Genomic DNA, 12567 nt, shown 5'->3' on the forward strand with positions numbered 1-12567 from the left:
TACAAGCAAAAGCTTGTATCTTTACAATTTTATATACGCGTATGTGGATAAAATTAATGTAATCTTATATCTAAACAACTGAGTTTCTTACTCTGTTAAAGAAACTTAAAACTTTGAAGTAGTAGTTAAAAAATATGCTAAAAGGAATCAAGGTAAAAAATATAATCCATATTACCTTCCATCCATATTCCATAATAAATTTAATTTGCTTCACTAAAAGAGGCGTAAATAATACTATAATAAAGGCCATTAATATGGAATAAGTTATTAATATCTTCTTTGCATTATGAACCTTGTCCTCTTTTTCTGTATATATCTCTGGTGCGTTATCTAAATATTCTTTACTCCATAAAGTATATTTAGTTATACTTCCTTTAGTTCTATAAATGTCCCTCCAGCCATCCTGCATATATATTTCTTTGCTGGACTCTTTAGCAATATACTCATAGTCTACTATGCATCTGACTTTTCTAGGGCTGCCTTCTACAAAATAAAAGGTGTTTCCTAATTTATTAATATTATATAAATTTAAACCTTTTTCTTCCATGGTCTCCAGCCATTTTTCCAGCTTGTCTGGTTCATATATCCAATTTTTATTTATTTTCTTTATTACCTTAAATTCTTCTGGAAGATTTAAAGCTTCTTTTTCAAAGTTCTTAGATTTAACCAATGGTGTTTCACTAGGATCAGCATCGCTTGTACTATAATCTCTTTTTAATTCATTTTCTCTCTTTTTAAGCATGAACATAAAAAGCAACATAAGTGATACTATACTTATCATTACAATAGCATCAACTATAGATCTAAGAGTAAAATAAGAAATTCCGCTCACATGTACATCTTTATCTGATAATGTATTTATATATTTAATATTATCAGCACCAAAGATCCACCCTGCTGCCATGGGCAATAAGAAAGCTAAAAACATAATAGTATTTATTCCATAATAAACTGCCAATAAAGATAAGGCTGAATTTATTATCCTAATTCTCTTTAATAACCTTTCTCTTGATGGAAAAGCTTTTATTTCTTTTTCTTCCTTTTCATTGTTAATGAAGAACCATTTATTTTTATGACATGCAGTATTCCATCCATCTCTTTTTAAAGAGCTTTGTATCTCATTTATCCCTTTATTTTCATAGCATATTCTATAAGTAAGCTTTTTTCTTACACATTCATCAAAATAAAAAGCCCTGGATAGAATATTTACATCCTTCAATATATATCCCTGCATTGCCTTTTCACTTAACCATTTTTCCGTTTTTTTAACGTTTAAACTCCAAAGCGGTCTAAATGCTATCATACTATAAATCCCCCTCATATTTTACTGCATTGTGGTAGAGCTCTTTTATCCTATTAATTTCTTCCTTTAACAAACCTTTCCCTACCTCTGTAATCTCATAAACTGTTTTTCTATCCCCATCGGAATATACAGAGATCACGCCTCTTTTTTCCATCTTAGTTAAGGTTCCATATACAGTGCCAGACCCAAGTTTAATCCTGCCATTAGTTATATCATAAGTATGTTGAATTATTCCATACCCATGTCTAGGCTCTGTCAATGAAAGAAGAATATAAAAAGCAGTTTCACTCATAGGCATAAATGCCTTTAAAATATCATCCATATTCATAGTAATACTCCTTTCATATTTAATACCATAACCCACTATGTCACGTCGTGATATATCATGGCTATACTATATCACGGTGTGACATAGTTGTAAAGGAAAAATTCTATAAAAAAATCCAATAGATGACTTTATAGCATCCAATGGATTTCAATTTTAACTTTTATTATTTTGAAATAATAATACGAGTATTACTAAGCTTTTCATAAAAAAATCTATCTTTCTTAAGTACACATAAGCCTACATGCACTGCAATGATTATGTTTATAATAAACTGCATAATAGTTATAATAATTATTACATAACCAATGTCAGTGCCCTTATTCATAGTAGAAACTGTAGATAAAATTTTGTTAAAACCAAATATTCCAAAATATAAAACACCATATCTTAAGAGTACTTCTTTAAACTTTAACCTATTTTCTTTACCTTTTACTTTAGTAGCTGTAAGCCATTTACCAATAGTTTTACCATTGGTGAAATACACCATTAAAATAAAGTATATAAAATACACTATTGCTTCAATAAAAATATCCTCTTTGCCTCTTAAAATTAGTGTAATTATAAACATATCTATAATATATGCTAAAAACCTTCTAAAATAGCTGACTCTCATACTTTCAAAGTCTACATTATTGTCAATATCATTTGTATTTGGCAGGAAAAAAGTAAACATTGGTGTTATTAAATATCCAATATATCCTCCAAGAGTATTTAAAAACAAATCATCAATATCAAAAATCCTATAAGGAGCATTATAAATACCATATAAAGCGGTAATTTGGGTTACTTCAAAAAATAGTGAAACTAGAAAAGTAATTAGTAAATTTCTTTTTAAATCTTTTTTGAAGTAATATCTTAAATAAATTCCTAATGGAGTAAGTAATACTCCGTTAAAAGCCGCCTGTAAAAATGCTCTTTCAGTAAATATGTACTTATAAGTGGATGGACTGTTCCAAACAACTTTGCTCTCCTTTAAAATATTATAAATAAATCTAAAAGGTATTAAGTTATAATACTCGGTGTCAGCACTTTGCAAGCTTTTTACATCTCTGGTCTTAGGCAATGGAAGTATTACTAAATAATAAGCTACTATTAAATATAATAAGAATGAGTATAAAATAAAAATTCTAAACTTATTTATATACCCATGCTTTTTATATTGATAAATCGCAAAGGGAAAAGTAAAAACAAATGCAATTATTGGAAAAGTTATTAAAGCAATTTTTATTGGAAATAAATATGATTGCATAAAACCTCCTATGTGTATTAGATCTTATTAAAAAAGGAAATGTTGCGAGCATACATAGGTCTTTGAAAGCTATGGATATACCCTTTTTAGAATCTTTTTTACTTTAATTTGGTGAGAATTTCTGAGCTAATGCTATTTAAATAATTTTTCTGTTCTTTTTCCCACTGTCCATATGAATTTATATTTTTAACTATTAAGTTAATGACATTATCTAATATATTTTTTAATTCTTCAATGCTTCTATCATATATAAATTTTATTGAATCAATTTTACTAAAACACTGTGCCACTTCTATCATTAGTGAGTTTACTATTTTACCTGCCTCTTCACAATTAAATTTTGAGTACAATTTTACAAAATTAATATTCTCGTATAATGAATTTCTAAAGAATATTATAAAATTCTCAAAGTCCTCAGCATTATTTCCTAGCTCTATTTCGAATAATATCCTAAAGAAAAGGTTCCAATTAAAATCCCCATTAATGGATTTCAATATGGTTCCGCCTATAATATTGCAAAATTCATCTTTAAAATGTATGTCCCTTTCAAAAAGTATCTCTCTTTTAAAGCTGACTTTATTTTTACTAATATCATTCAACCTATTTAAGGTTTTTAATAAAGTTTCACTATAATCATCTAGTTTTTCAGCATTATTGCTTCTAAAAATATATTTAATTATAGTATCACAGGATTCTCTAAAATCCACTATAAAACCTATGCTGTTTTTCATTTTCATTGAGTATATATCATAAATTATTTTAGATAAAACCTTTTGAATCTGATCTTTTCTAACGGTAGGATCTGTAGCATTTAACTTGTTAAATTGATTATCTATGGCCAGCAGTTGGCTATCTATCATAAATAGATTTTTCTTAATAGATATCATTATATTTTTTATAAACTCGTCTCCCAAGGTATAATTATTATTTTTATATATTACCTTATGCTCAATCTCTCCCCAAAATATATTAACAAGAGATTTAATTTGCAATTCAAAATTAATGGCTTCTTCATTGAAATTATAAACACCATCTATCCTAAATATTTCAAAGCCATTTTTTTGTATTTGCGGCTGCTCTCCCACAAGTTCTAGCTTTATATTTTTATTTGCTGAATTATAATAATATCCATCCTCATCTTGCTTATTAAAATGATTCTTTAAAAGCTTATATATCTTCTTTTCATCTTCAATAAATCTGCATTCAATTCTTATACCTATTAAATCTGAAAGATTATCCATAAGTTCCTTAGAAGTTTTATATTTCTTATAGTAGCCGTTCCTAAGCACTTTTTCCTTTAGGCTGTCAGTACCTTTAACTCTAGAGTTAATATTTAAATATCCTTCATTATAAGTTTCTAATACCTTTTCAAAATATAAATTTATATCTCTACAAGCTTCCTCCAACTTATTTCTTGAAGTCTCCAAATATTCAGTAACACTTTCTACAAAATTAAATAATTCTAATTCCATAAACTCCTCCAAACATTATTATATAGGTGAAACTAATTAAATAAATTATAATAAACTCTTTTTAATCTCTAATAAATAATTTTTTCTTATAATAATAAAATATATTATTTGTGCAATAAGCACGATAAATATAACCTGAAGGGATGGTACAGCTATATTTAACTCAAAAGCATATTTTAGAGCACTAATAGCAAATATATAATGTATTACGGCAATTATATAAGGAAATAAAAATAATACACCTATCTCAATGTTTAATATTTTCTTTATTTCTTTAAAGGTTAATCCTATTTTATTTAACTGATTATACTTTTTCTTATCTTCTATAATATCCATATAGCATTTATTATACAAGAAGCTCCCAGTGGTTACAAAAAAGATAAGTCCTATAAATATGGCGCTGAACAAAATCACTCCGTAGGCTACTTTAGTAGCTCTTAGTATCCCGGATTTCAGTAAGTTATTGTAGTATTTATTTACATTATCCTGTGGAAAATTATTATAATAATTATTGCTTATATTTAGCGTATTTTTATAATCCTTTACGTTAATTGTATTAAAATATACCTTAACTCCCTTTATCTTTTCATATGCCTCGTCTTTAACTACATAAACTTCTTCATAAAATGCTGGAATTATCCCTTTATCAAGTTTTGAAGCAACTTCTAATTCTATATTCTCTAAAACGACATTTTTTCTTCCGTGCTTAGTTAAAGGCATAGCTAGTATAGTCTCATTTTCACTAAGGTTAGCAGCATTTAAGTATAATATTGATGATAATTTTTTATAAGTATCCTCTTTAATTATCACCACTTGGTCTTTCTCTCCCTTGGGGATAATAAATTTCATTTCATCATTAACCTTAGTATACTTTATGCCTTCATTTTTCAATGAACCTTCTATAAAATTAACTTTTTCATCCACCATGCTACTGTTATCATAAATATCGGAAAAGAAAAATGCTTGAGGAAAACTCCTATCTATTTGCGCCTCTTTATCTCTCCAATAAGCATATACCGATCCTATGGATGCAAGAGCCACAGTGGAAGTTATAGTAATTAAGAAAAACATTCTTGTATTGTCTTTTATTCTATATAGTAAATTTGATATCCATAATACGGATGTTTTCTTCATATATAGAGTTCTATTTCTTTTAAGTAACTTTATTATAAATATAGTTAATTGAGAAAAAAGCAAGTATGTAGCTACAATTACCATTAATGTAACAGGTATTATTCTTCCTGCTAAGGTCTTGGTACTTGATGTAACCGATAGATAATATCCAGTGGTTAATAGTACTACACATGTTATCGCCAGGATGGTAGATGTCTTTGGTTCAGTTTTTGGCTTTTTAGTTCCTTTAAGGAGTTTTAAAACCATATCTTCTTTTATAATAAATGAGCAAAATATTGAAATTACTATTCCAATGATTACAAAAGCTATAAAAGTAATAAGCATTGCTTTAACGGGAAGATAAAACTCCAGGGCATTAAATCCTAGCAGCTTTCCACTAACAGCTAATAGTATTTTTGAAAAAACTAATCCTGCTATTATTCCAAGTAGTGCAGATACTGAACTAATTATCATGTTTTCAATACTTATCATCCTTTGTATTTGCTTTTTTGACGCTCCTATAATATAAAGTATTCCAAATTCTTTATACCTGCTTTTTAAAAATACGCTTACTGAATAGAACACAAAAAAGAATAAAAATAAGTATGCGATTACTGTGGTTATATTAAGTGCTTTTATTAAATATTCAGGTAAATCTATTGCTCCAAGGTTTGGATGAAGTATAATCATGGTAAAGGAAAACAATAAAGCTGCTGATATACTGCTGCTTAAAAAATAAGCAAAATATGCTTTTACATTTCTATGCACATTTTTAGCAGCAAACTCTCTAAAATTCATTAGTTTCCTCCTCCTAGCAGTGCAAGCACATCTATGATTTCCTGATAAAACTGTTGTCTGCTTTCTCCTTTATAAACCTCATTATAAATAGCACCATCTTTTATAAATAAAATCCTGCTGCAATAGCTCGCTGATAAGGCATCATGGGTTACCATCATGGTTGTTACTTTTTCCTCTTTATTTATTTTTTCAAATAACTCCATTACAGTTTTGGCAGATTTTGAATCTAAATTTCCTGTTGGTTCATCTGCCAGCAGCAAGGTAGGATTATGGATTACAGCTCTGGCAATAGCTGTTCTTTGTGATTGCCCTCCGGAAATTTCAAAAGTTCTCTTATTAATTAAATCCTCTATTTCTAGTATCCTTGATATTCTACTAAGTTCATAATCCTGCTTATTAACTGATACTCCATCTAAAGTAAGTGGAAGTACTATGTTTTCACCAACAGTTAAAGTATCTAAAAGGTTGAAGTCTTGGAATACAAAGCCTAATTCTCTCCTTCTAAACAAAGCCAACTCCTCACCTTTAAGGCTTAAAGGGTTCTTACTTCTTATTAAGATTTCTCCTGAAGTTGGTTTATCTACTGTGGAAACCATATTCAGCAAGGTTGTCTTACCACTTCCTGATGGTCCCATTATTCCTACAAATTCTCCTTCTTCTATAGTAAAGCTTATATTATCCAAAGCACTAAATATCACTTTGCTGCCATATACCTTGCTTAAATTTCTAACCTCTAAAACCTTCATCTTATTATCTCCTATCTATTTTGTTAAGGTAATAACTTTAGTTAATACTAATATTCCAAGTAAAATACCTGCAAGGATTCTATATACTGCAAATACTTTCATTGGCTTCTTTTTAAGATAATTAATAAACTTTTTAATAACTAATAAAGCTACTAAGAAGGCTACAACAAATCCTGCCACTAAGGAAACCCATAATATAGGTGTCATTATAGAATAATCAAACTCAAATAACTCCTTTAAAGATGATCCCATCATTGCTGGAATAGCTAAGAAAAATGAAAACTCTGCTGCTATAGGAGTGGTTAATCCCGCAATCCATCCTCCCATTATTGTAGAAGCGCTTCTTGACATTCCTGGCCAAACACTAAGCAGCTGTAGTATACCAACAGTTATTGCTTGCATAGGATTTATATTGTCTATACTACTTACTTTGAGAGGCTTATTACTATATGCTCTTTCTATTATTAATAATAATATTCCTCCAAAGATAAATCCTGCTATAACAGCTTCAGGGATAAACTTTGATTTTATCTTATCATAAAATAATACTCCTACAATTCCCATGGGAATAGATGCTGCAATTACATTTACTCCAAATTTAAATCCTGTCTTTCCTGATTTTCCTTTGGTAAATATAAATCTAAAAAATTCTATTACACTTTCTTCAATCTTCTTCCAATACAATACCACCACTGCCATTATTGCTCCAAGCTGAATTACAACTTCAAACATATTTGCAAATTTTCCTTGAAAATCAATGGCCCAACCTACTAAAATCATATGTCCTGTAGAAGATACTGGAATAAATTCTGTTATTCCTTCAACTATAGCAATTAAAATCGCTTTTAATAAAAATGTTATCTCCATGATATTACCACCTCTTATAAACTATTTATCGTTATATATAGTTTATAAGGTTATATTATAAGGTGCTATCTTCAAAGCTTACAGTAATGTGACATGTATGTAAGACTTTAAAAACAAAAATAGCAAATAAATAGTTAAACTATACATTTGCTATAAACACTATCATTGCTTTTTAAAGATTATTGTAACCTCAGTTCCTTCATTAACAGTAGATTCTATTTCTACTTCATGACCCAAGTTTTTGCATGCTTCTTTGGTTATATATAAGCCCATACCTGTAGACTCACTATAAGTACGCCCATTCTCTCCTGTAAAGAAAGGATTAAACACTCTTTTTATATCTTTACTGGGAATCCCTATACCTTCATCAATAATGCTTAATTTTATTTCTTTTTCATTTTTTACAGCTTTTATAACTAGCTCTTTTCCTTTACCTCTGGAATACTTTATACCATTAATAATAATCTGCTCTAACACAAACTTCATCCACTTTGCATCACTATATACTTCAATACCTTCTTCTATTTCTACTCTAGGAATTATCCTATTTTTTATAAAGTTCTTTTTTTCCTTGTTCACTGTATTCACAACCAAATTTTTCAAAGAAACTCTTTCTACTAAAAAATCCTCTTGAAAAGAATCTAATCTAGCAAAATGCATTGCCATATTTAATCCTTCCGTTAATTTATTCACCTCATCCTGCATACTATCATATTTTTCTTCCCCTTCATATTCTTGAAGCTGCAGCTGTATTACAGAAAGAGGTGTTTTCATTTGATGTACCCATTGATTTATAAAGGTTAGATGATCCTTATGAGTTTTATTACATCTTTGTATTTCATGTTTATATAAGTTATACTGCTCCTTTAATATTTCTGATATATTTAAACTTAACTCTGAAGTGCCAAACTCCAGGAAAACATCATTTAAAGAAGCTACCCCATCTTTTAAAAATTTATATAACCGTCTGTTTTTATAATATCTAAAAGCAAGAAAACACACCAAAATAAAAGTGTTGAAGAAAAGTATATAAAAACTTTCACTTGCTGATATAAAGCCTTTAATACTGGAATATACAATTGTAAGAACCACACTTAATAAATATATAAAAATATAACCTCTGTCGTACTTTAATAACAATTTCATATAACTTCATACTACCAGGTTTTATTTAGTTTATAACCTGCTCCCCTTATAGTTTCTATACCGTTATCTATCCCTAATAATTGCAGCCTTTTTCTTATTCTGCTAATATTTACGCTTAAAGTGTTTTCTTCAACAAACTCAATGTCATCCCATATCTTCTCTAAAAGAAAATCTCTGCTTACTACTTTAGGATATTTTTTCATAAGATATTCTAAAAGTATACCTTCTCTTTTGGTAAGAATTATACTTTTATCATTAAACTCTAATTCCCATCTCTCTGGATAGAACTTAAGCTTATCAACCTCTACAATCTTTTCTTGTATACTAGATGCATAATCACCAAAGGCTCTTCGTATATGACTTTTTATCTTGGCAATAACCACCTCATAATAAAAAGGCTTTGTTATATAGTCATCTGCTCCGCTCTCTAAAGCCATTATCTGATCCATACCACTATCTCTTGCAGATATAAATATTATAGGAACCTTAGATTGCTGCCTTATTTTTCTACACCAATAAAATCCATCAAATTTTGGTAAATTAATATCTAACAGTACCAAGTCTGGTTTGTACTCCTCAAAGTCTCTTATTATATTTTCAAAATTCTCCGCTGTCTTAGCTTCAAAACCATATTTAACTATATACTCTTTTAATATATTACTTATAGACAAATCATCTTCTACAATATATATTTTGTATTCCATATCAGTTTCTCCTTACAAATGGCAGTACTATAAGTTATTACTATTCTATCATTAATTTAAATTACTATCCACGAGCAATTAATATTAAAGTTTACTTATGAAAAAATGTGGCAGTATCCTACTCACTTATATATTGAACTAATTTTACAATTAAGCCAAGAATATTAATATTTCCATTCACAGGTTATAGTAATTATGTTTTGTTCAAGCTTTGATGTTACTATTCCTTTCATTTTTTCCATTAAGCTCTTTACAATAGCTAAGCCAAGACCTACTCCTTGTCCCTTTCTTATCTTATCTGCCATATAAAATCTATCAAACATATATAGAACATCTTCTTCACTAATGCCTTTACACACATTGGAAATTGTAAAAATAACTTTACCTTCATGTTCTTTTAAAGTTATTTCAATATCCTTTTCTGCATATTTTAGTGCATTGGAAATTAAATTATCTATTACTCTCTCCACACTATCCTTGTCTCCCATTATGAAAATAGGGTCATCTAAAATATTTATCTTTGGTTCTAGTCCTTTTCTTTCAAAGGCTTCATAAAAGAATAATATTTCGTTACGTACTATATTAGTTAAATTTATTTTTGTCAAATCTAATTTATAGTCTTCGCTTTCTATGGAAGCTAACTGAAAGAAATAGTCTATAAGTATATTCAATTTATTAGCTTTGCTTTCAAGTATCTTTAAGGCTTCTTCTTTACTTATCTCATCTTTTTTTAGTAACTTTAAATATCCTATTATTGATGTTAACGGTGTTCTCAAGTCATGGGACATATTAGCTATTCCCTGCTTCAATGTATTTTCAAATACCACTTTTTCCTGTTCATGTCTTTTATAGAGTGTTAAATACTCGTTAATCTCAAAAGCTAATGCTTCTATGTCTTTATCTTTTATTCCAGTATTAATAATTTTATTGGATTTCCTCTCTTTAAATTCTTTAATTTGATTGGTGATATCCTGTATTTGCCTTTTATATGAAACTAACTTAATAATCATCCATATAAACAATATGGTGATAAAAATACTTATAAAAATAATAGCTAATAAATACATGTTTTCACCCACCTAAATATAGAATTATAAAATTAGAACCAGTATTTTAACCTAGTTATTTTATTTAATATCGCTACGTTCTATATATAACAAACTTCCGCCAATAGTTAGTATAATAACTAAGGATGATACAACTATACTCTTCACAACATCAGCTTGAGTTGCAAACTTTTCCATAGCATCTCTTACAGCAATGCTTGGCATAAAATATGATAAATATTCAGAATTAATTTTATATATAACAGAAAATATAACTGGTGTAGCAATAGTATAAAAATTATTTTTTGTTATTATTGCAGACATAATAACTATAGATATTACTGCAATATTATATAAAACTCCCACAGCAAGTAATCTAAATAAATATAGCAAGGTATTATAATCCAACACTTCACAAAAGCCATTGTTTCTTGAAGCATATGTAACTAAAATTACTATATACAGCAGTTCTAAGAATAAGAAAGTTGGTATAAGTACTATTAATTTGCTTAAGACAACACTACTTCTCTTGTAGCCATAAGAAAAACTTTTACTTATGTTTCTGTTTTTAAACTCCTTAGCAATAAATTCTCCCGCTAGCAGGGCAAATATAAAACTGGTATATCTAATATAGCTAAATACCTTTGCTAATGATGTTATTCCATATATAACTTCATTAGGTTTATGAATCATTAGCTTTATTTCCTCAAACTCCCAGCTATCTTTTAGTAAAAATGCACTAGCTAAGGTTAATAAAATTGCCCCAATAGTGTACTTACTTTTTTTTAATTTATACAATTCTCCTCTTATTAAATTACTCATTATCCATACCTCCAACTAGCTTGGTAAAGTATTCTTCAAGAGATTCTTCTATGGGCATTATTTCTTTAACCCTTATATTATGCTTGTACAGAGTAAGAGAAATGTTTTCCTCATCAAATTCATCATATATCTTTATAACATTATCCGGAAAAACTTCATAATCCTTTATTCCAAGTTCATTTTCCAAAATAAGAGAAGTTTCTGAAGCATCCTTTACTTTTAAATGAAGATAATTTCTAGATTTATCGGCTAACTCACTGGCTGTCATTTCTTCAATTAACTTCCCATTATTTATAAATCCAAATCTATTTGAAATTAGAGTAAGTTCAGATAGTATATGGCTTGATATTAGTACTGTTATTCCTCTTTCTTTATTTAACTTAATTAAAAGCTCTCTTAATTCTTTTATGCCAATTGGATCTAGTCCATTTATAGGTTCGTCTAAAAGTAAAACCTCTGGATCATTTAACAATGCCATAGCAATTCCTAACCTTTGTTTCATTCCTAATGAAAAGTTCTTAGTTTTCTTATTTTCAATATCCTTAAGTCCCACTAAATCCAAAGCTTCCTCAATACATTTAGTCCCCGGTATACCTCTTTGAATTTTTATTAGTTCAAGATTTTCCTTTGCAGTCATATTGAGATATAAAGCTGGTGTTTCTATTAATGTACCTATTCTGCTTCTTTCCTTTCTAACTTTACTCTCCTCAGTATGTCCGAATAATTCAGTCTCTCCTCCATTAGGTATGACAAGACCAGCAATCACTCTTATCATAGTTGATTTTCCAGCGCCATTCTTTCCTACAAATCCATAAATATCTCCCTTTTTAATGTTCATGGATAAATTATCTAAGACTTTACGCTTCCCATATGCTTTTGTAACATTTCTAGCTTTAATCACATATTCTTTCAATTAAATTACCTCCTTATATATTATACTTTTATAATACATAACGTTTTATAAGAAAACTTT

12 protein-coding genes are annotated in these 12567 nt (G+C 28.5%); all 12 read right to left on the reverse strand.

Features of this window, described 5'->3' with window-relative positions; all coding sequences use genetic code 11:
- Nucleotides 1-70: 70 nt before the first annotated feature.
- Complete coding sequence (locus tag BUA82_RS11850) at nt 71-1303, reverse strand: DUF2812 domain-containing protein (RefSeq protein ID WP_073008309.1); 1233 nt, start codon at nt 1301-1303, stop codon at nt 71-73.
- Nucleotide 1304: 1 nt separating this feature from the next.
- Entirely contained in the window at nt 1305-1631 is a 327-nt protein-coding gene (locus BUA82_RS11855) for a PadR family transcriptional regulator (RefSeq protein ID WP_073008311.1), read from the reverse strand.
- 163 nt (nt 1632-1794) lie between these two features.
- The gene (locus BUA82_RS11860; protein WP_073008313.1) at nt 1795-2880 is read right to left on the reverse strand and encodes a VanZ family protein; all 1086 of its coding nucleotides are present in this window, start codon (nt 2878-2880) and stop codon (nt 1795-1797) included.
- Nucleotides 2881-2978: 98 nt separating this feature from the next.
- A complete protein-coding gene (locus tag BUA82_RS11865) occupies nt 2979-4352 on the reverse strand; it encodes a GTP pyrophosphokinase (protein ID WP_073008315.1) in 1374 nt (457 codons plus the stop codon).
- Between the two features lie 45 nt (nt 4353-4397).
- Nucleotides 4398-6263, reverse strand: a complete 1866-nt coding sequence (locus BUA82_RS11870; protein WP_073008318.1) for an FtsX-like permease family protein — start codon at nt 6261-6263, stop codon at nt 4398-4400.
- Nucleotides 6263-7009 carry an ABC transporter ATP-binding protein gene (locus BUA82_RS11875; protein WP_073008321.1) on the reverse strand — a complete coding sequence of 249 codons (747 nt, stop codon included), beginning with the start codon at nt 7007-7009 and terminating at the stop codon, nt 6263-6265. Before BUA82_RS11875 ends, BUA82_RS11870 begins: the two co-directional genes overlap by 1 nt.
- A 15-nt stretch (nt 7010-7024) precedes the next feature.
- A complete protein-coding gene (locus tag BUA82_RS11880; RefSeq protein ID WP_073008324.1) occupies nt 7025-7876 on the reverse strand; it encodes an undecaprenyl-diphosphate phosphatase in 852 nt (283 codons plus the stop codon).
- Between the two features lie 162 nt (nt 7877-8038).
- On the reverse strand, nt 8039-9022 hold the full coding sequence (locus BUA82_RS11885; RefSeq protein WP_073008327.1) for a sensor histidine kinase: 984 nt from the start codon (nt 9020-9022) through the stop codon (nt 8039-8041).
- 11 nt (nt 9023-9033) lie between these two features.
- A complete protein-coding gene (locus BUA82_RS11890) occupies nt 9034-9726 on the reverse strand; it encodes a response regulator transcription factor (protein WP_073008330.1) in 693 nt (230 codons plus the stop codon).
- 164 nt (nt 9727-9890) lie between these two features.
- Entirely contained in the window at nt 9891-10793 is a 903-nt protein-coding gene (locus BUA82_RS11895; RefSeq protein WP_073008333.1) for a sensor histidine kinase, read from the reverse strand.
- A gap of 60 nt (nt 10794-10853) precedes the next feature.
- Entirely contained in the window at nt 10854-11594 is a 741-nt protein-coding gene (locus BUA82_RS11900) for an ABC transporter permease (RefSeq protein ID WP_073008336.1), read from the reverse strand.
- The gene (locus BUA82_RS11905) at nt 11587-12507 is read right to left on the reverse strand and encodes an ATP-binding cassette domain-containing protein (RefSeq protein ID WP_073008339.1); all 921 of its coding nucleotides are present in this window, start codon (nt 12505-12507) and stop codon (nt 11587-11589) included. The genes BUA82_RS11900 and BUA82_RS11905 overlap by 8 nt, the downstream gene beginning before the upstream one ends.
- Between the last annotated feature and the right edge of the window lie 60 nt (nt 12508-12567).

Source organism: Clostridium amylolyticum, assembly GCF_900142075.1.
GTDB lineage: Bacteria > Bacillota > Clostridia > Clostridiales > Clostridiaceae > Clostridium_AA > Clostridium_AA amylolyticum.

Coding starts and splice junctions, on each gene's coding strand:
- BUA82_RS11850 (WP_073008309.1), bottom strand. CDS start 1,303: ATGATAGCATTTAGACCGCTTTGGAGTTTAAACGTTAAAAAAACGGAA.
- BUA82_RS11855 (WP_073008311.1), bottom strand. CDS start 1,631: ATGAATATGGATGATATTTTAAAGGCATTTATGCCTATGAGTGAAACT.
- BUA82_RS11860 (WP_073008313.1), bottom strand. CDS start 2,880: ATGCAATCATATTTATTTCCAATAAAAATTGCTTTAATAACTTTTCCA.
- BUA82_RS11865 (WP_073008315.1), bottom strand. CDS start 4,352: ATGGAATTAGAATTATTTAATTTTGTAGAAAGTGTTACTGAATATTTG.
- BUA82_RS11870 (WP_073008318.1), bottom strand. CDS start 6,263: ATGAATTTTAGAGAGTTTGCTGCTAAAAATGTGCATAGAAATGTAAAA.
- BUA82_RS11875 (WP_073008321.1), bottom strand. CDS start 7,009: ATGAAGGTTTTAGAGGTTAGAAATTTAAGCAAGGTATATGGCAGCAAA.
- BUA82_RS11880 (WP_073008324.1), bottom strand. CDS start 7,876: ATGGAGATAACATTTTTATTAAAAGCGATTTTAATTGCTATAGTTGAA.
- BUA82_RS11885 (WP_073008327.1), bottom strand. CDS start 9,022: ATGAAATTGTTATTAAAGTACGACAGAGGTTATATTTTTATATATTTA.
- BUA82_RS11890 (WP_073008330.1), bottom strand. CDS start 9,726: ATGGAATACAAAATATATATTGTAGAAGATGATTTGTCTATAAGTAAT.
- BUA82_RS11895 (WP_073008333.1), bottom strand. CDS start 10,793: ATGTATTTATTAGCTATTATTTTTATAAGTATTTTTATCACCATATTG.
- BUA82_RS11900 (WP_073008336.1), bottom strand. CDS start 11,594: ATGAGTAATTTAATAAGAGGAGAATTGTATAAATTAAAAAAAAGTAAG.